Source organism: Proteus columbae, from assembly GCF_002777965.1.
In the GTDB taxonomy this organism is placed as follows: Bacteria; Pseudomonadota; Gammaproteobacteria; order Enterobacterales; family Enterobacteriaceae; genus Proteus; species Proteus columbae.
Genome location: NZ_NGVR01000008.1, coordinates 364,896 through 384,735 on the forward strand (window position 1 = coordinate 364,896; position 19,840 = coordinate 384,735).

15 protein-coding genes are annotated in these 19,840 nt (G+C 37.0%); 4 read left to right on the forward strand and 11 right to left on the reverse strand.

Features of this window, described 5'->3' with window-relative positions; all coding sequences use genetic code 11:
* Positions 1–24 precede the first annotated feature (24 nt).
* On the forward strand, positions 25–810 hold the full coding sequence (locus tag CBE70_RS04030) for an ATP-grasp domain-containing protein (RefSeq protein WP_100158313.1): 786 nt from the start codon (positions 25–27) through the stop codon (positions 808–810).
* Between the two features lie 126 nt (positions 811–936).
* On the opposite strand, the gene CBE70_RS04035 is transcribed toward CBE70_RS04030, so the two are convergent.
* The 9 genes from CBE70_RS04035 to CBE70_RS04070 all read right to left on the reverse strand — a co-directional run bounded on the left by CBE70_RS04035 (position 937) and on the right by CBE70_RS04070 (position 12,962).
* Entirely contained in the window at positions 937–2,448 is a 1,512-nt protein-coding gene (locus tag CBE70_RS04035; RefSeq protein WP_100158314.1) for a carbohydrate porin, read from the reverse strand.
* Between the two features lie 693 nt (positions 2,449–3,141).
* Positions 3,142–3,297 (reverse strand): hypothetical protein, encoded by a 156-nt coding sequence (locus tag CBE70_RS18350; protein WP_164996164.1) that lies wholly within the window; start codon positions 3,295–3,297, stop codon positions 3,142–3,144.
* Positions 3,290–4,153, reverse strand: coding sequence for a PadR family transcriptional regulator (locus CBE70_RS04040; RefSeq protein WP_100158315.1), 864 nt, complete (start codon positions 4,151–4,153; stop codon positions 3,290–3,292). The genes CBE70_RS18350 and CBE70_RS04040 overlap by 8 nt, the downstream gene beginning before the upstream one ends.
* 425 nt (positions 4,154–4,578) lie before the next feature.
* Positions 4,579–6,414 carry a pyridoxal-dependent decarboxylase gene (locus CBE70_RS04045; protein ID WP_100158316.1) on the reverse strand — a complete coding sequence of 612 codons (1,836 nt, stop codon included), beginning with the start codon at positions 6,412–6,414 and terminating at the stop codon, positions 4,579–4,581.
* Between the two features lie 516 nt (positions 6,415–6,930).
* Positions 6,931–7,953, reverse strand: coding sequence for an NAD(P)H-quinone oxidoreductase (locus CBE70_RS04050; RefSeq protein WP_100158317.1), 1,023 nt, complete (start codon positions 7,951–7,953; stop codon positions 6,931–6,933).
* Between the two features lie 128 nt (positions 7,954–8,081).
* Positions 8,082–8,966: a 4Fe-4S binding protein gene (locus tag CBE70_RS04055; protein WP_100158318.1), complete on the reverse strand. Its 885-nt coding sequence runs from the start codon at positions 8,964–8,966 to the stop codon at positions 8,082–8,084.
* Between the two features lie 14 nt (positions 8,967–8,980).
* The gene (locus CBE70_RS04060) at positions 8,981–9,853 is read right to left on the reverse strand and encodes a dimethyl sulfoxide reductase anchor subunit family protein (protein WP_100158319.1); all 873 of its coding nucleotides are present in this window, start codon (positions 9,851–9,853) and stop codon (positions 8,981–8,983) included.
* Positions 9,850–10,479 carry a DMSO/selenate family reductase complex B subunit gene (locus tag CBE70_RS04065; protein WP_100158320.1) on the reverse strand — a complete coding sequence of 210 codons (630 nt, stop codon included), beginning with the start codon at positions 10,477–10,479 and terminating at the stop codon, positions 9,850–9,852. The genes CBE70_RS04060 and CBE70_RS04065 overlap by 4 nt, the downstream gene beginning before the upstream one ends.
* Positions 10,476–12,962 carry a DMSO/selenate family reductase complex A subunit gene (locus tag CBE70_RS04070; protein ID WP_100158321.1) on the reverse strand — a complete coding sequence of 829 codons (2,487 nt, stop codon included), beginning with the start codon at positions 12,960–12,962 and terminating at the stop codon, positions 10,476–10,478. The genes CBE70_RS04065 and CBE70_RS04070 overlap by 4 nt, the downstream gene beginning before the upstream one ends.
* Positions 12,963–13,534: 572 nt before the next feature.
* On the opposite strand from CBE70_RS04070, the gene CBE70_RS04075 reads away from it, so the two are divergent.
* Positions 13,535–14,293 carry an FNR family transcription factor gene (locus CBE70_RS04075; protein WP_036912995.1) on the forward strand — a complete coding sequence of 253 codons (759 nt, stop codon included), beginning with the start codon at positions 13,535–13,537 and terminating at the stop codon, positions 14,291–14,293.
* A gap of 141 nt (positions 14,294–14,434) precedes the next feature.
* Complete coding sequence (gene uspE, locus CBE70_RS04080) at positions 14,435–15,385, forward strand: universal stress protein UspE (RefSeq protein ID WP_100158322.1); 951 nt, start codon at positions 14,435–14,437, stop codon at positions 15,383–15,385.
* A 72-nt stretch (positions 15,386–15,457) separates the two neighbouring features.
* Here the strand turns inward: uspE and pntB are convergent, their stop codons facing one another.
* Both pntB and pntA read right to left on the reverse strand, forming a co-directional pair.
* A complete protein-coding gene (pntB, locus tag CBE70_RS04085; RefSeq protein WP_100158323.1) occupies positions 15,458–16,846 on the reverse strand; it encodes a Re/Si-specific NAD(P)(+) transhydrogenase subunit beta in 1,389 nt (462 codons plus the stop codon).
* An 11-nt stretch (positions 16,847–16,857) separates the two neighbouring features.
* Positions 16,858–18,387: a Re/Si-specific NAD(P)(+) transhydrogenase subunit alpha gene (gene pntA, locus CBE70_RS04090; RefSeq protein ID WP_100158324.1), complete on the reverse strand. Its 1,530-nt coding sequence runs from the start codon at positions 18,385–18,387 to the stop codon at positions 16,858–16,860.
* A gap of 387 nt (positions 18,388–18,774) precedes the next feature.
* Here pntA and ydgH point away from each other — a divergent pair, with 387 nt between their 5' ends.
* Positions 18,775–19,728: a DUF1471 family protein YdgH gene (ydgH, locus tag CBE70_RS04095; protein WP_100158325.1), complete on the forward strand. Its 954-nt coding sequence runs from the start codon at positions 18,775–18,777 to the stop codon at positions 19,726–19,728.
* Positions 19,729–19,840: the final 112 nt, after the last annotated feature.

Below are 19,840 nucleotides of genomic sequence, written 5' to 3' on the forward strand. Positions count from 1 at the left end.
CTATTTAATTAAAAGGAATTACTTATGCAAATAATTTACCCTGATGACTATTCGAATACTGGAAAACCTGATGAGGCCTTTGAACAAGAATATCGTTGCGCTCAAATGCTAAATATTCATTGTTTGTTACTCTCATCAGAAGATATGGCATTAGGTAAATATAAGTTTTCACATCCTTTTAAATCAGACTCTCCCGTTATTTGGCGTGGATGGATGCTAAATAAAGACGAGTATCAACAGTTATACCATGCGGTTAATACTCATGGTGGTCAAATGCTTGAAACGCCTGAAGATTATATCCGTAACCATCATATAACAGGTTGGTATGAAAACTGTAAAGCATTCACACCAAAAACAGTTATCACAACCATAGATACTGACTTTGAAAGCTTAACTAACCAGCTTCAATGGCCCGCTTACTTTGTAAAAGACTATGTAAAATCCTTAACAACCACAAGAGGTTCCATCGCTAAAAATGCAGATGAAATTAGAGAAATACTAAAACTTATTGCGCAGTTTAGAGGAAACATTGAAGGTGGTGTAAGTCTTCGCTATGTTGAGGAATTTATTAATGATAGTGAGCGTAGATATTTTGTTTTAAATAAGAAAATATTCTCTGCGGATGATGAAATTCCTGAGTTTGTAAAAACAGTAGCACAGCATATAAACACACCTTTCTATTCCATTGATGTAGTCAAAAATGCAGTAGGAGAATTACGTTTAGTTGAAATTGGTGATGGGCAAGTTTCAGACATTAAAGAGTGGTCAGTTGAAAAGTTAGTTAAGGCTTTTTTCTTATCTGGTATCTGATGTTTTATACCCCAACAACTGTGCAAACTATATAAAAATATAAAGACCTCATTAGCCAACAATACTCTGCATCATGAAGTCTTTATATATAAAATCAATATCTAACAAGATGTACTAAAAATAAAGTTAAAATAGATACTTAAAGCGGATACGAGCGCCGTAACGATCTTTATCACTACTATGTACATTAATATCGTCTTTACCATCTATACGTGAATAATAAGCACCTAAATAGGTTTTAAAATTATCCATATCCAAAATATTAGGCAGTTCATAAGAAGCAAATACAGTGTTGATATTGTACTTACCCGGATTGAGCGTTAAATAGGTGTCATTTTGACCACTGTTGTTCCCGCTTTTGTGATAGTAAGCTTTAATATCATTATGAGCATAAATATAACCAAGTTGAAATTTGCGCCATAGCACATTACTACCAATAGAAAAATCATTTTCATCTTTAGCGTCGAGATAAGCAGCACTTAAATTTGCAACAATACCGTTAATAGGATCATCAGCTAAAGTGTCCCATTTTACAGTTAAGCCATAACCTGTACGTCTAGATTGATCTTGGAATTTTCCATTTTCATCATCATAGCCATAGGCTTTGCTTATCACGTTCGCATCTATTGCTCCTGCAATAGTTAAATTGTCTTTCTGCCATGCAACAACAGGACGCATATAAATAACATTTTTGCGGTTATCAAGTTTACGCCCATGATATTCATTGTCTTTAAAAACAGAAGTTCCATCTTCAACTAAAGCATTTAGCTCAAAATACCAGTCGTTATAGTGTGTGTTAACCATCATACTACCACCATCACTACTACGACCTCGCCCTTCTTTCATCATATAGATATAGCCAAAACCATCACCATATAAATCATTTGCTGTATTACCTGAATACTCAACAAATGTATCTTGGTTTAGAGGGAACATATCGTAAGCTTCATAACGACCAATTTTATATTGCCATTTATCACGTTGACCAAAGTAGAAAACAGCATCATCTAAATTCATTTTACCTGTCATGTCAGCCATGGGCTGAGCACGAAAACCCGCATAATTACCGTTTTTTAATTCTCGTTCACCATCCACACCAATTAAAATGCGCCCATTAAGTGACCATTTTTCATTATCATCGAAGTCTTTTTGATTACCAGGTATCATTCTCATCGATGTTAGTTGCCCCTTTTTACTAGCAGCATCGATATTATATTCAACGTCACCATACAATTTGAGATCACCCCAATTTGTATTGGTAGAGAAAAAATCCGCACCTTCTTGATTTTTCGTACTAGCAAGCTGAGCAGATTGTTTTTGTTGGATTTCATTAAGTTGAGTTTGTGCAATGTTTACTTTTACTTGAGCCTCATCAGATTGCTTTTCTAATATAGCAACGCGTTGCTCCATGTTGACGGTTGTAACATGATCCGTTTGAGATTGGTTGTTGGAATTAATTAATTGCTCAAGGCGAGTCGCTTTTTGTTCTGCTGCTGCAGCTCTAGCTTCAGCAGCAGTTGCACGTTTTTCAAGCGCATTTAACCTTGCTTCAATTGCACTTATATCAGTTTGTGCATTTGCACATAATGGCGTAGCGAGTATTAAACTTATCACAACAGATAATGCTTTTACTTTCATTCGAATATTCCTAAATTAGCAAATGTTGGTTTAACAGGTACGGCAAATACATAACAATCAATTTAGTTGATCGATTGTTCTATCTGATGAGCGTATTGTTATTTTTATTCGATAATATTTTTATAAATATCAATCAGTTATTCGCATCATTATTTCTATTCTTAACAATAGATAAACCGATACCTCATCACTTTGCCATTATTTCCGCTGATTAGCTTTCTGCATCATAAGTAAGGCTACGTTTGAACTAAGGGACTTATTCTCGTTTAAGTACTTACAAACGCTTATTATTTTGATTCGGTATTTAATTTATTGCTATTTCAAGCATATCTCTGGTTTAAGTTTTCAAATTTTATAATGGGTTCACTAGCTAAATAAAATAATCGCTAATGTGGAACATTTCCACAATCATTTGTGATTTTTTTGAGGTTAGTACAATAACCTTAGAAAAACGACACAAATGACCATCAAAAAATAAGATATAGAAAGAAAATAAAACTATTCATTAAGGGAGATATAAAACTAAGCAAATGATCGTTAAAATCTGAAGAGAATAATTGTATAACAGTGTTGTTAGCTTTTATTATTTAGAAACTTTGCTGTAAGGATGAGTTAATACGGTGGGACATAAATAGGATGAGAGAGGAGAAAAACTGACAGAGGTTATGTCATTATAACCTCCGTCCATCATTATCATATTCTGCCAGGTTTACGTAACGCTCTACGAAAGTAAGAAACTGGCATTTTAGGGCAAATTTGTTCTTTTACTGCGGGATTATTTTCCAAATCATCTTTATCTATTTCATTATTTCTTCTTGAATTTTGTAGCTGAGTATCTGTTTTATTCATCTTCCCTTTCCTCTGAGATCAATGCCTCATTGATAGCTTCAATTTTCTCAACTGCTTCATTAAGAATAGAAGCAATACGTCCTGCTCTTTCCACAGAGAGCTCTTTTAACACTAATTTATGGCGTAAAACTGCTTTTAATTTACCAACAGCAGATTCAATTTCCTCAGAAACACCACCTGCGTTTTGAGATAAATCTCTCGCATAAGCCAGTTTTCTTTGAATATTGGCATCTATATCTTGATGTTCTGCTAAAAATGCAGTGCCTTCAGATGTAATGCTATAGTTTTTACGGCCTTTTTCAGCAATCGTAGCAACTAATAGATCTTGCTCTTCAAGTAATGTTAGCGTTGGATAAATAACACCAGGGCTAGGTACATATAATCCTGAAGAAGCCTCATCTATTTCTCTAATAATTTCATAACCATGGCTTGGCTTTTTCGAGATCATGCTAAGTAACAGAACGCGTAAATCACCATGATCAAACATACGTTTTAACTGGCGACCTTGGCCTTTACCTCTGCACCCACGACCACGTTGTTTTCCATGCCTTTCCGAACCATGTTCACCATGACAACACTCGCCACGACCTTCATGCCCGTGACCGTGTTCACCATGACAACACTCGCCACGACCTTCGTGTCCGTGATCGTGTTCACCATGACAACAATGCTCGCCACGACCTTCGTGTCCGTGACCGTGTTCACCATGACAACAATGCTCGCCATGATTTTCTTGGTGCCGGCTATGTTTACCCTTACCACCACAACGCCCTTTTCCGTGACCATGTCCATGACTACCATGTTCGCCATTTTCAGCACGTTGCTGATAAAGTGAGTTTAATGCTCGAATCATCATAAATATTCCCTCATTGTTTTAGATATATCGAATTCATGTAGTGCAATATAATCCGATATATCTAAACAATCAAGTTTTAGATATATCTAAATGCACATCTAAATCGATTTACTGATTAACAATATGATTTATCTATGATTAAATTTTTCAAATATGAGCTTAATTATGAATGATTATCATTCTCTAGCTTGCTTTTATGTGCTATCAATGAAAATAAAAGAAGATAATTAATAAAAAAGAATAAAAAATAGACATTTTTAGCTTGAAGTACACACGAAAAAACAAAACATATTTAGAACACAATAAGTGACATTGTCACTTATGATTGGTTAAAAAAAAGCGAAGATAATGAGTAATAACCCACTACTTCGCTTTTTAACAAAAATTATTTTAATTGTAGAAAATATAATAAAAAAGAGATGTCGCTACTGGTCTAATGCGGATAAAACCACTCTCTTAATATATTGATATCCAGCTTCAATTTGTTGTTCATCACAGATTTCAGTACTTTTTATAGTAAGCTGCAACAAATTTAAGTGTTTGATAGTTTCCCACTCATTGTTATCAAAACCACACTCAGAACAAAACTGCGCTGGTGCATCATCGCTATTACGAGCGCAAAACGTTAATAAACTTAAATCTTGTTTATGATGACTTTTTATAACCAAGTTTTCATAGATTGTTTTATTAAGATCATTTTGCGTTTCTAAGTCCTTATTTCCTTTCTTTACAATCGCAAAATTTAGTTTATTAAAATCAGACGCAGATAAAATACGAATATAATAGTGCTCACCTTCTTTTTCAAAAGCAGTGGCTTGATTAAAAAACTGCTCAAGTTTGATGCGCGTTTCCCATTGAATTTGTGCATATTTTCCATATCCAGATGAAGTAAAAGGATAGAGTTGATGCACACTCCACATCGACGCTACTGCTGGTGCAGATTGAATACCATCAATTTCAGGAACATCATCTGCTTGCTCTGGACATAATCTAGGAGGATTTGTTAAAAAACGACTAATACGCGCATCTTTAATACATACTACACCAGTAGGATATGGCGAAAATCCAGCTTGAAATGGTTCAAAAGAGACTGAATCAGCGAGAGAAAGTTGTGTGATGCTTTCATATATTTCAGGTGTTAATTCAAGCAATGGTGCTTCTTTTTTTAATTTCTTACACAAAATCGGATAAGGGATAAGATCATAATTATCATCAAGAAATAAGCTTTTCATATAACCAAATTGCGATGCATCAATATGGATATAAAATGAATTGTTGTATTTTTCCTCGCACTCTTTTCTGAGTTCAAAAAGGGGTTTTAACTTATCAACACAACCATAAGACGGTGCGCCTAATATTCCTACAACACCAAGAATTGGCTCACCTTGTTCAATCAGGCGAAAAACAATACTGCGTGTTTTTTCAATATCGGTTTTAAATGTTTCATCAATAGGCAATGCAATAAGGTTGTCATACCCCAACCCAAGTATATCCATTGCTTTTTTCCAAAATTCAAAACGGGAAACAGGAACAAGCAGTTTTCCTAAGTGCATTGTTTTTGTCATGCCCATTCCTCGGCATGTTAAATAACTAACATCATCAAAAATCCCGCGCTCATTGAGCTGTTCGCTTATTGCTAAAATATCAGTGACTGACATATTGAATAACTCAAAGGCTTTTTTATCTGCAACCAAATCTCGTGATTTTGGATGACGAGCAATTGCCATTGGTAATGTTTTTAAATTTCTAAGCGCCCATAATATTTCATAGCAAGCAAGAGTGTGGCTTGTTGTGATATGGCCAAATGCATCTTCTGATGAGAACCCGATTAATTTACAGAGATCATCTGTAATTTTCTTTTCTTGTTCTTTTAGTAAGGGGGAATGGTTATTAAAAACATTATCCGAATTGTATGCTAATGCAGAAAGATAACCAAATTTCGCCAATTGCATCACTTGTGAATGATGATGAGAAAAATAAGGTTCAATATCAGATTGATTATAATTATTTTGCTGTTTTAAAGTCTCTAAAATACTTTCATAAGCATTATCTACTGCTTTTTTTTCAATAGTGTTACTTTTTATTTTAGCGTCTGAATTCTCGCTATTATTTCTTTTCATTTTATTTGCTTTAGGAAAAGAATACTCACTATTCATTAGTATTTTTGCCATCTCTCGATGATAACATGTAAGAGTATCAATGGTTCGGGTATGGTATACACGCTCTGTAGCACTCAGACAGGTTTGTTTGTAATTTGCCATCATCGCACCTATATATAAATTTTTATTATCTGTTTTAATGAGAATTGTGTTTATTAATCGTCAATAATTAATCTTTATTCAAATGATATACCACATGATGAGTAAGAATCTTCTTTATTTTATTGATATCAGTTAATATTTTTCTAATTTGATTTAAACAAATGACACTTTAATGATAAATGATTTAGCTTTACTTGTTAGTTTCTTAAATTTATTATTAATTTTGATTTAAGTTATATTTCTGTAAATGTGATATTATTTTTGCTAAGGTCAACACTTAAATCTACCTTAATTAGAATTAACGAATACTTCTATCGCTTAACACCTATTAAAAAGAATGGATATTAAATTACTTATCTAAAATAAGAATTTATTTATTTAAATGTTATTTATTTTTCCTTCAATACATAAAAAAACACATGAAATATTGAACATGTGTTTTTCGGAATATTCGCTTTTTAGGAAGTAAAATAAGTGCTTACTCTTATATCAAATAAGTTTTAAGCTCTCTTATTTTTACTCTTTTCCGTTATAAGATAAAATTTCAAGCATCACCTTACCAATTAAATCACCAGACTCCATTAACTCATGTGCTTTACCCACTTCTTTTAATGGAAAAATAGTATTAATGATTGGTTTGATTTTTCCTTCAGCAATAAGTGGCCACACTTGCTGTTTTAATTCTTGTGCTATTTGTGCCTTCTCTTCTATTGAACGAGATCGCATCGTTGAACCAGTATGAATTAAACGCTTAATCATCATTGGCATCATATTTAAATTTTTAGGCATTCCTTTCATCATACCCACTTGTATAACGCGCCCAAACTTGCTGGCAACTTGATAATTTTTTTCTACGTAATCCCCACCAATAATATCAAGAATAACATCAACGCCTTTTCCTTCAGTTAAAATAGGAATTTCTTTAGCAAAATCGGCTTGTTTGTAATTGATGACATAATCAGCGCCGAGAGCGCGAGCTGCGGCAGTTTTTTCTTCAGAGCCGACCGTTGTATAAACTGTCGCACCTATTGTGTGAGCAAGCATGATGGCAGTTGATCCTATTCCTGATGTGCCACCATGAATAAGAACAGACTCACCTTGCTTTAGTTTTCCTAGCTGAAATAAATTAGCCCAGACAGTAAAGAAATTCTCAGGCAATGCTGCTGCTTCAATGTCTGTTAAATTCATTGACGGTAATGCGATGTCTTCATGCGCAATACAATATTGAGCGTAACCACCACCAGCAACTAAAGCACAGACTCTATCTCCCAACTGCCATTTAGTGCAGCCTTCACCTAATGCGACAACCTCTCCAGCAACTTCAAGGCCTGGAATAGGTGAAGCATCTGCTGGTGGCGGATAACTACCTTGGCGTTGAAAGACATCAGGGCGATTAACACCTGATGCTGCAACTTTGATCAAAAGATAATGTTGAGGTAGTGACGGTATTGGTGATAGTTGGGGTTGTAGTTTATCTATACCACCAGGCTCTGTAATGGCAATTTCTAACATGTCCGCAGGTAAAACAGTTGTTTTCATCCTATGCTCCCATTTTATTTGGTCACTCTCAGAATTTAATGATAAATAAACAAAATCAACATCCTATTCCCATTTTAATAAGGATGTGAGTTTATTAATCAATAAATAACTTAAGTGTATTTGAGAGATTATAACCAACCTTGTTTCTGATGTTGTATGCAAATCGGGCACAATTTAGCTTCTGAAGTCCAAGATAAGAAGGCTAAACGGCATTTTTCACAGTGGGCATCATAATAATGGTAGTGTGTTGGCTCGTTATTTTTAGCAACTTGTTCATTAACATGAATAGATTTAGGAAAACAAACTACTTCACAATTCATGCAACCCGTACAACGCTTTTCATCAAGCATGAATATATTACTTTCAAGTTTAATCGCACCTTCATCACATACTTTGGCGCAGGCAGAGCAAAGAATACAACTGTCTTTGTCTAACTGAATTTGGAACCAACTGTCTTCTGGATAAAGTTGTTTTCTTGCATTTAACCCTGTTCTTACTTGATTTTTATTGAGTGGCTTTTCATCTAGTTTTTGACGAAAAAGCATAAAGCGACGCCCACTATCAATATCAGTAGGCTCAGTGATAATTAATTGCCAAATAGGCTCTTGTAATGTTTTTAATTGAAGATTTAAGTTTGCTAAAATTGGAAGCCATTTATCCACTAAAGGCTGCGCTATCTTCATTCCTCTAATTTGATATTGGCGGTGCCACACTAATAATTCTTCTGTACTTGCTAACGGTTCATCATGATTAACAACAAGGTAATTATCTTGGTGTGTTCTTTCGTGAGGTGCAATATTTTCTATCGCGTCAACGGGACAGGTAAATAGACAATTACCACATTGAAAACAGAGTTCATTGTCTATTTTTACATCTAAGTGAGCAAAAGTGATAGCGCCCACAGGGCAAACTTTGGAACAACTATCACATAGGCTTTGTTTGAGGCGTTTTCTAACACATTTATCATTAATAATTGGTTCAGGAGGAAGATCCACCTTAATAAAACGCCTCATACATCACTACTCCACTACTTAACAATAAAGAATGCAAAACGATTAAGAACTTCTGCAATCAGTATTATTGCGCTACTTGCTAACACCATACGCAATCCTGAAGTAAATACAGCATTATGATATTTCCATACGCTGTATCCCATCATTAAAATACCAAGAACCGACATAAGCCATGCAGATATTCTTAATCCGAATGTTTCATTATACGCAATGATAGGCGTATGAGGGAACGTTATTGCATCATTTGTTGAAATGACTGCTGACATCCATTCCAAATAGGACGGCTGTACAGCCATACGTAATGTTACAGCAAGGAAAACAACTACTAATGCACCTATTACAATCCTTTTTGCTAATTCATCATTCACAAATGCTTTAACACGAAATGCGGTTATTGATAGAGCAATAACTGCACCTGCTGCAAATAATGCGCCTATAAACATAAAATAGGTATTTGCGTGCATCCATGTCAGCATTGAGGTGTTGTAATACAGTGATGCCATACAAAATATATCGATGATGCCAAGCAAACCAATAATTGCCAGTATGGTTTTATTCATATGCCCTTTTATAAAAACAACTAAGGTATAAAGGCATAATGCACCAAGATAAATTGCAGCAAATATAATTTCACGACTTAACCATGATGAAGATATATGGCGTAATGCATGAAAAGCATTCCATGGGTAGCCCATGTGTAACGTTGAAGCTAATAATCCTAAACAGCCTAAAATAGCACCCGTTAATAACACTGGACGCATAGCAATAGTTGCTCTTTGATTACCAATTTCTTTTTCTAACCAGCAAAAATAAAGTGCAGTGAAAATAGTCACACCCACAGAACTTTGGACGAACAAAGTAAAGGTAACTAATGGCCATTCACTCATGCTTGAACTCCTCCCTTTTTCGTCGCACCAGTATGAGGTTTGATAACTAAATTCGGATTTGTCATCGTAAAATCAGGTAATCCTTGAACTTGGTTTAAATGCCCGTATTTCGCCCTTAGATCTTTAATTTTGCCAAACTTAATCGCATTTAGCGGACAGGTATCAACACAAATTGGATTTTTGCCTTCTGCTAACAAATCGATACAAAAATCGCATTTTGACATCTGCCCAGTTTCTTCATTCATTTGTGGTGCGCCGTAAGGACATGACCAAGCGCAGTAACCACAACCCACACATTTAGAGGTATCAACACGGACAATGCCATCACCTTCACGTTTATGCATTGCTGTCGTTGGGCAGTTTTTCACACAAACGGGGGATTCGCAGTGGTTACAAGAAATTGTTAATGTATATGCAAAAACATTATTAACCAGACCACCTTGTCCTGTTGGTGCAAAACCACCACCTTTTATTTCATAAATACGGCGAAAACGGCGTCCTACTTCTAAATTATTTTTGTCTTTGCATGCCACTTGGCAAGCTTTACAACCCGAGCAACGAGAGGAATCAATAAAGAAACCGAGCTGTTCATCACTCACTGGCGCATATTCTTTAAAGTCACTCATGCTTTGGTTACCTCAACTAAAACGGTTAAATGCGAGTTACCATGTGCTAATGGTGTCATTCGTGTTGATGTTAAAACATTAGGACATCCACCATGATCAACGCCGTTTTCATCAGGCATCCACCATGCGCCGGCTTGCAATCCAACCACACCAGGAATAATGCGTTGCGTCACTAATGCAGGGATTTGAGTTATTCCTCTATCGTTATAGACACGCACCATATCACCATTTTTGATACCTCTATTTTCAGCATCAATTGGGTTTATCCATACTTCTTGACGTTGTACTTCTTGTAACCAAGGATTGGCATATTGTGTTGAGTTTGCCCGGTTTTTTCCTTTCCAAGTTAGCATTTGTAATGGGTACGTTGCTGTTAACTTATCTTCAGGACCTTCAATCGCCGGAACATAATGAGATAAGGCAGGAATATCCTGATTATTCATGTCGTAAAGACGTTTAGAGAAAATTTCAATTTTTCCTGATGGTGTCGGGAATGGATTATTCGCAAAATCATTAATGTTTTCTTCAAAAGCAACAAATGGCTCATCTTTGAAAAGGTAACGACGTGTTTTTACTAGTTCTTCAAAATTAGGGAAATCAGGTCTATCTTGGAAACGCTCTTTATTGGTATCAACAAGATGCGCTATCCACTCTTTTTCACTTCGACCTTCAGTAAACGCCTCTTTTACTCCCATTTTCTCTGCTACATCTGTTATCCACTCATAATCAGAACGACGTTCAAAAGCTGGTTCAATCACTTTTTCAGACAGAAGAAAATAGTTACCCGTACCCCATGTATTACCAATGTTCCAACGTTCTAGAAAACTGGTTTCAGGTAAAACAAGATCAGCATATCTTGCAGATGGAGAGAGATATAAGTCACTAGCAACAATAAATTCAACTTTTGAATCATCAGCTAATAATTTAGCTGTCGCATTTACATCTGGATTTTGGTTAACTAAATAGTTGCCGGCTAAAGAAAATATCATTTTGATATTGGTATCGAGTTTATCAACACCTAAAAGACCATCTTCAACACGTATTTGGCTTGCATCATCAACCGCTTGCATCCAGTTCATAATGGAAATTTGGGCTTTAATTGGGTTCTTCCCAACATTAGGACCACGTAGAGATTGACGATTACCAATACCACCGTAACCGGCTGCCCATGCCCCTTTTTTACCCACATTTCCGGTGATCGCGGCTAATAATGTCGAACCTCGAGCACTACGCTCACCACAAATATGACGTTGAGGCCCCCAACCTTGAATAAGAGCCGCTGGTTTTGTCATGGCATATTCGCGAGCAAGTTGGCGAATAGTATTTGCGGGTACTCGAGTGATTTTTTCTGCCCATTCTGGCGTTTTTTCTATTCCATCTTTTTTACCTATTAAATAAGCAACCAAAGACTCATTAGCAGGAACACCTTCAGGCATATGCTCTTCATCAAAACCAACGACATATTTATCAATAAAAGGTTTGTCATGAAGGTTTTCTGTGACAATGACATACATCATTGCATCCATTAAGGCATTATCTGTTGTTGGTAAAAGAGGAACCCATTGATCAGCAAGAGACTGAGCTGTATCTGAATAACGGGGGTCAACCACAATAAACTTAGTACCCTTATTTTTCATTTTCTGAAAATAATGGTTTGTATGACCAAAAATAGTTTCATTGGGGTTATGACCCCATAAAACTACTAATGGTGTATCTTCAAGTGTATCGAGAGAACTGCCTGTTTTGGATATGCCGTAAGTATAAGGGGTTACTTTGACGGTATTCCCTAAACTAACAGAATGATAATAAGGTAAGTATCCACCAGTTAAGTTGAAGAGTTTCTTCATCATGGTATCACCAGAGAAGATCCCCCCCGTTACAGCAGTATTAACGGTTAAAAAACGGCTTGCTGCACCATGTTTTTCAGTTAAACGTGTAATATTTTCTGCAATAAGTGTTGTCGCTTCATCCCATGAAATACGTTCAAATTTACCCTCACCGCGTTTGCCTACGCGTTTCATTGGGTATTTTAGCCTATCAGCATGNATAAGTGTTGTCGCTTCATCCCATGAAATACGTTCAAATTTACCCTCACCGCGTTTGCCTACGCGTTTCATTGGGTATTTTAGCCTATCAGCATGATAAGAAAATTTACGATAACCTCTGCCACGCACGCACGCTCTCATAACAGGCATCGTTTCATCTAATTCATTATCAGGTCTTGTTGTGATCCGAGTGACAATTCCTTCTTTAATATGGGCTCGTATATCACACTTCCCACCACAGTCAAAAGTACTGCATGTTGCTACAACGGTAGCGGGATTCTCATCCATTTTTGCAATTGGCAAACTTTCATCTGCATTCGCTTGTGCATTTCGTGCGAAAAATGGCACAGTAACTAACGCAGCACTCGTTTGAACAAAGTGGCGACGACTTAGTGACATCATCCCTTTGTTTTTCTCACTTTTTTCTATTTTTTTCATTAGTTTATCATTCTCACATAACAACTCTCATCAGTAAAAATGATAGGATATAGTGGTAAACCCTCATTGATGTATATCAATACCACTAAAGAGGTAATAGAATGTTTCAATATTCCGCACTTCTTTACAGATCCCCCACTTTTTATAAGGAAAAGCTAATTCAAGGTAGCATTAAGTTGTATCAAAAATACATCTAGTTAACTTTACCTAATTTTTTGTTATAAAAATAAAGAGTTATGCCTAAAAAACACGAATTTAAGGTGGAGTCGTAAATAAAATGTCAATATAAAGGTAGAAAATCTTGAAGCGCCTCTTCATTTTTGGCTTTTACCAAGGATAATTTAGTAATAGCACTATGACTTCGTTAAAAAATCGAATAATATACCAATTGAGTATAGGGTTAGCGCAAATTGTTCTAAATAGACCTTTAAGCAAAACATTGTTTTTATCAAGATACATGTTTTGTTACATTCAGAATTATTTCCACACGTACCGTTATTCCCCTTACTAATTACTGCAATATGTGTTAAAATTGACGCATATCAATATTTTTATTTGTAATGAGCAAGCTTATGATCCCAGAAAAACGCGTCGTTCGCCGAATCCAATCTGGCGGTTGTGCAATCCATTGTCAGGATTGCAGTATTAGCCAGCTCTGCATCCCGTTTACTTTAAACGAGCATGAGCTTGATCAACTCGATAATATTATCGAGCGTAAAAAGCCCATCCAGAAAGGTCAAACCTTGTTTAAAGCAGGTGATGAGCTGAAATCACTTTATGCCATACGTTCCGGTACAATTAAAAGTTATACCATTACGGAAGAAGGCGACGAGCAAATAACAGGATTTCATCTTGCTGGTGATTTGGTTGGCTTTGACGCCATTATTAATACTGAACACCCAAGTTTCGCACAAGCTTTAGAAACATCTATGGTTTGTGAAATTCCATTCGAAACTTTGGATGATCTGTCAGGCAAAATGCCTAACTTACGTCAACAAATGATGCGCCTAATGAGTGGTGAAATCAAAGGTGACCAAGAAATGATCTTACTGCTATCGAAAAAGAATGCAGAAGAACGTCTGGCTGCTTTTATTTATAACCTCTCACGCCGTTTCGCACAGCGTGGTTTTTCTCCTCGTGAATTCCGTTTAACCATGACTCGTGGTGATATCGGTAATTACTTAGGTTTAACCGTTGAAACAATTAGTCGCTTACTGGGTCGCTTCCAGAAAAGTGGTATGTTGAGCGTTAAAGGCAAATACATTACTATCGAAGATAGTACACTGCTAAGTGAACTTGCAGGCAAACTTCCTTCATCAGTTGAAGTTTAATCTGTTACATTTCACACGCTAATTTTATAACGGGGCACACAAATTTGTGCCCCGTTTTCTATTTTGTACTATTGCATTTTATCTTCTTGGGTTATCTTTAAATTGTAGATGGATAAATCCAGCCCTAAAGAGGATATTACAATGGAAAAATATCAAAACCTTCTCGTTGTCATTGATCCTAACCAAGATGACCAACCAGCACTTCGTCGTGCTGTCTATATCGTTCAGCGTAATGGTGGGCGGATAAAAGCTTTTCTACCTGTTTATGATCTCTCTTATGACATGACAACCCTTTTATCTCCCGATGAACGTAATGCAATGCGTAAAGGTGTTATCAGCCAAAAGGCAGCTTGGATCAAACAACAAGCACGCTATTACCTTGAAGCGGGTATAGAGATTGATATAAAAGTTATTTGGCATAATCGCCCTTATGAAGCCATTATTGAAGAAGTTGTTGCACATCAACATGACTTACTCATAAAAATGGCTCACCAACATGATAAATTAGGTTCACTCATTTTTACTCCTCTAGATTGGCAATTGCTTAGAAAATGCCCTTGCCCTGTTTGGATGGTCAAAGATAAAGAGTGGCCTGAATACGGTACTATCGTTGTTGCCGCAAATTTATCGAATGAAGAATCTTATCATGATGCCCTTAATCTAAAACTGATTGAGCTAACAACCGACTTATCTCATCGAATACAAAAAGATCCTGATGTCCATTTACTTAGCGCCTATCCTGTTGCTCCAATTAATATTGCGATTGAGCTACCTGATTTTGACCCCAATCTTTATAACAATGCTCTACGTGGTCAACATCTTATTGCGATGAAAGAGTTGCGCCAGAAATTCTGTATCCCAGAAGAGAAAACACATGTTAAAGAAGGATTGCCAGAGCAAGTGATCCCTCAAGTTTGTGAAGAGTTAAATGCTGGCATTGTTGTTTTAGGTATTTTAGGGAGAACAGGTCTTTCCGCCGCCTTCTTAGGAAATACAGCAGAACAGCTAATTGATCATCTCAAATGTGATTTACTTGCCATCAAGCCAGATGGTTTTACCTGCCCAATTACTGTTGATAGTGATCACGATTAAACGTATTGCTCTATATGCTAAAAAAGCCAGTCAAATTTTGACTGGCTTTTTGCTATTCGCTATCTGTATCTATTACAGTGCTTTTAAAATTGCATCCACACTGGCTTTAGCATCGCCAAACAACATTTGTGTATTCTCTTTAAAGAATAGTGGATTTTGAACACCAGCATACCCTGTATTCATTGAACGTTTAAACACAATAACATTCTGCGCTTTCCACACTTCTAATACTGGCATACCTGCAATTGGGCTATTTGGATCATCTTGTGCTGCTGGGTTTACTGTATCGTTAGCGCCAATAACCAAGACTGTATCAGTATCGGAGAAATCATCATTGATTTCATCCATTTCTAATACAACGTCATAAGGTACTTTAGCTTCTGCTAACAACACATTCATATGACCCGGTAAACGCCCTGCTACTGGGTGAATACCAAAACGCACTTTCACACCACGTTGACGTAACTTTTCAGTAATATCATGTACAGGGTATTGTGCTTGAGCAACCGCCAATCCATAACCTGGAGTGATAATAACTGAAGTTGAGTTTTTCAGCATATCAGCCACTTCTTCAGCGGTTGTTTCGCGGTACTCCCCCATCTCACTTTCTTCTGTTGAAGCTGAGCCATCAGTACCAAATCCGCCTGCTATTACGCTAATAAAAGAACGATTCATCGCCTTACACATAATATAAGAAAGGATAGCTCCTGAAGAACCCACTAATGCACCTGTTACAATTAACAAGTCATTGCTTAACATAAAGCCTGCTGCTGCTGCTGCCCATCCTGAGTAAGAGTTCAGCATCGAAACAACAACTGGCATATCCGCACCACCAATTGACGCAACTAAATGCCAACCAAATGCTAAGGCAATCACAGTCATTATGATGATTAAGAAAACTTGTAAGCCAACACTGTCAGTTTTAACAAACCAAATCATCAATAAAAAAGAAACCACTAACGCTGCGAGGTTTAATTTATGACGATTAGGTAACATCATCGGTTTAGATGACATTTTTCCGCTTAATTTACCGTAAGCAACAATTGAACCCGTAAATGTAACGGCACCAATGAAGATCCCTAAAAAGACTTCTGTTAGGTGGATATTCACCATTACAGGATCCATTGCTGTATTGTGGTCAAGATAACTGTTAAAACCGACTAAAACTGCCGCTAAACCTACAAAGCTGTGTAAGATTGCGACCAATTCTGGCATTTGCGTCATTTCGACTTTTTTAGCTAAACGAATACCAATAACAGCACCGATTACCATTGCAATAATGATCCAACCCACATTGCCAGCATAAGGCCCGAAAATGGTTGCGAACAATGCAATTGCCATCCCTGCAATACCAAAGTAGTTACCTTGTTTAGAGGTTTCATGCTTTGATAAGCCGGCAAGGCTGAAAATAAATAATATCGCGGCGACAATATATGCCGCTGTAACAACTCCGCTGGACATAATTGTCTCCCTTATCCTTTACGGAACATTTTCAACATACGTTGAGTAACAGTAAACCCACCAAAAATATTAATACTCGCAATCAATATTGCGATAAACGAAAATAGGCTAACCCAGCCACCACTACCAATTTGGAGTAAAGCACCGACGACGATAATGCCTGAAATTGCATTTGTTACTGACATTAATGGTGTGTGCAATGAATGACTTACATTCCAAACAACGTAATAACCTACAACACAAGAAAGTGCGAATACTGTAAAGTGAGATAAAAACTCTTTCGGCGCAACATTTGCAAGCCATGCAAACAATAAAAAAGCTATCGCCAATAAACTGTATTTCTTCCAAGGTGAAACCGGTTTAGCAACGGGTTTTTCTTGTGGTTTTGCAGCAGGAGCAGCTTTAGGTTGTGCTGAAACTTGAATTGGTGGCGCAGGCCATGTTACTTCACCAGCACGAATTACAGTCACACCACGGATAACAACATCATCAAAATCAATATTGATATTACCGTCTTTTTCTTTACACAATAATTTCAATAGGTTAACTAAGTTAGTACCATAAAGTTGAGATGACTGTGCCGGCAAACGAGCAGCTAAATCAGTGTAACCAATGATTTTTACACCATGTTCTGTCGTAAAGACTTCATTAGGCACGGTATATTCGCAGTTGCCACCATTTTGAGCCGCAAGGTCGACTACAACACTTCCTGGCTTCATTGAATCGACCATCTCTTTCGTAATTAAACGAGGAGCTGGTTTTCCTGGAATTAATGCCGTTGTAATGATGATATCAACATCTTTTGCTTGTTCTGCAAATAATGCCATTTCAGCATCAATAAATGCTTTTGACATTACCTTAGCATAGCCATCACCACTGCCCGCTTCTTCTTTAAAATCAAGCTCAAGGAATTCGGCTCCCATGCTTTGAACTTGCTCTTTAACTTCAGGACGAGTATCAAATGCACGAACAATTGCACCAAGGCTTCCTGCTGCACCAATCGCTGCAAGACCTGCAACACCAGCACCAATAACCATCACTTTAGCTGGTGGTACTTTACCTGCGGCAGTAATTTGTCCAGTAAAGAATCTTCCGAATTCATGGGCAGCTTCTACAACAGCACGGTAACCTGCAATATTTGCCATTGAACTTAACGCATCAAGAGATTGTGCACGAGAAATACGTGGCACACTATCCATTGCCATCACGTTAATATTCTTTTCAGCTAACTTTTCGAGTAATGCCGAATTTTGAGCTGGCCAAATAAAACTCACTAGTGTCGCGCCATCTTGTAGCAACGTAATTTCATTATCCAGAGGTGCGTTTACCTTCAAAATAATGTCTGACTCCCAAACATTTTGAAGAGCAAGGATCTCGGCACCGGCTTCCTGATAAGCTTTATCTTCAAAGCTTGAGGCAATGCCTGCACCATTTTCAACTGCGACTGTAAATCCTAATTTTATGAGTTGAGTCACTGTAGCTGGTGTAGCTGCAACCCTTGTTTCATTAGAAAGTCGCTCTTTGGGTATACCAATTCGCATAATTTTCCCTTCTTAGTCCATAGAGATCTGTTAAAAATTCTCCGTTAACTTCACATTCATGCAAAAAAAATGTTAAAAATAATAATATACATGCCATTAATCGGAGTTCTAATAACCTACTGAAAATAAAACCAATAATCTATATCTGTGTAAAGCTAAAATTGAACTTAATTAGATCATTTTAGTCGAAAAGGCATATTTATGAATTATTCACTATATTCAGGTAAATATCTGGTAACATATACTGGTCATTTGACTCTGTGGTGATTCGCTAAATAAAATAATGCGACAAATGCTATTATTACATGTAATAATTAATCCCTATGTGATAAACCACGACGTTCAGCACATGACCAATATTAATTGCGCAAGGCGGAAGGATTTTGTATGAAGCTGAAAACCTCAGTCATCGCAGCAGCGATGTTGTCTTTAACTAATATCACTGTTGCGCAGGCTGCTCAGGAATTAACACCCGAACAAGCTGCAGAACTAAAACCATTTGAAAGAATTACAGTTATCGGTCGTTTTAACGCTATTTATGAAGCCGCTGATGCGGTATCTCGTCGTGCGGATAAAGTCGGTGCTGATAGTTTCTATATTCAAGGTCTAGATGATATTAGTGATAGCGGCAACATGAGTGTTACTGCTGATCTATACCATAAAGATGCACCCAAAGCAGATCAAGAAAGCTATCGCGTCTTTCATGGCGTGAAAGAACTACCAAAACCTGAAGCAATTCTGCTACAACCATTTGATACAGTTTCTATCCGTGGTTACTACCCTACAACCCCTGATATTAACGATGCAATTGCAAAAGCGGCAGCTAAAAAAGGTGCTGCATCATTCTTTATTGTACGTAACGTATCAACAAATGATGGTGGTAACCAAGAAGTAACAGCTTATATCTACAAAAAAGATGCGCCAAAACGTGCAATTCAAGCACCAGAGGCCGTCGTTCCTTATGACTCAGATGCAGGTCGCGCACTTATTGCAGAAGGCGGAGCCGCTGCCAATAAAGTTGAGAAACCAGGTCTTGCATCAAACACTGATTTTGATAGAAGTGTAGGAACATTTGCTGATACACAAACTTCGGGTGCTAGTGGTCGTTACACTGTCACATTACCTGATGGTACTGAAATCCAAGAAGTCAACAAAGCAGCTGCTGCATTAATGGACCCATTTGATACCATTACATTTAGCGGATACTTTGTAAACTCACCAGAGATTTCTTATCAAGTTGCTAAACGTGCAGCTGCAAAAGGTGCCAAGTATTACCATATTACAAATGAATGGCAAAGTGATGGTGGTACAGTCACTATTACCGCTGACCTATTCAAGTAATAAAACTTCCTAATTAAAAAAACCTTGCTGATTGAACTGACCCCAGTTTATTGGACAGTTTAAATTAGTTAGGTAAAGACTGAGTTCGGTATTGAACTGGACTCAGTCCTTT

What these genes read in the sequence shown, in the direction of transcription:
- CBE70_RS04030 (WP_100158313.1), top strand. Translation starts at nt 25, where the DNA reads ATGCAAATAATTTACCCTGATGACTATTCGAATACTGGAAAACCTGAT.
- CBE70_RS04045 (WP_100158316.1), bottom strand. Translation starts at nt 6,414, where the DNA reads ATGGCAAATTACAAACAAACCTGTCTGAGTGCTACAGAGCGTGTATAC.
- CBE70_RS04055 (WP_100158318.1), bottom strand. Translation starts at nt 8,966, where the DNA reads ATGAGGCGTTTTATTAAGGTGGATCTTCCTCCTGAACCAATTATTAAT.
- pntA (WP_100158324.1), bottom strand. Translation starts at nt 18,387, where the DNA reads ATGCGAATTGGTATACCCAAAGAGCGACTTTCTAATGAAACAAGGGTT.
- CBE70_RS04040 (WP_100158315.1), bottom strand. Translation starts at nt 4,153, where the DNA reads ATGATGATTCGAGCATTAAACTCACTTTATCAGCAACGTGCTGAAAAT.
- ydgH (WP_100158325.1), top strand. Translation starts at nt 18,775, where the DNA reads ATGAAGCTGAAAACCTCAGTCATCGCAGCAGCGATGTTGTCTTTAACT.
- pntB (WP_100158323.1), bottom strand. Translation starts at nt 16,846, where the DNA reads ATGTCCAGCGGAGTTGTTACAGCGGCATATATTGTCGCCGCGATATTA.
- CBE70_RS04075 (WP_036912995.1), top strand. Translation starts at nt 13,535, where the DNA reads ATGATCCCAGAAAAACGCGTCGTTCGCCGAATCCAATCTGGCGGTTGT.
- CBE70_RS18350 (WP_164996164.1), bottom strand. Translation starts at nt 3,297, where the DNA reads ATGAATAAAACAGATACTCAGCTACAAAATTCAAGAAGAAATAATGAA.
- CBE70_RS04050 (WP_100158317.1), bottom strand. Translation starts at nt 7,953, where the DNA reads ATGAAAACAACTGTTTTACCTGCGGACATGTTAGAAATTGCCATTACA.
- CBE70_RS04065 (WP_100158320.1), bottom strand. Translation starts at nt 10,479, where the DNA reads ATGAGTGACTTTAAAGAATATGCGCCAGTGAGTGATGAACAGCTCGGT.
- CBE70_RS04035 (WP_100158314.1), bottom strand. Translation starts at nt 2,448, where the DNA reads ATGAAAGTAAAAGCATTATCTGTTGTGATAAGTTTAATACTCGCTACG.
- uspE (WP_100158322.1), top strand. Translation starts at nt 14,435, where the DNA reads ATGGAAAAATATCAAAACCTTCTCGTTGTCATTGATCCTAACCAAGAT.
- CBE70_RS04060 (WP_100158319.1), bottom strand. Translation starts at nt 9,853, where the DNA reads ATGAGTGAATGGCCATTAGTTACCTTTACTTTGTTCGTCCAAAGTTCT.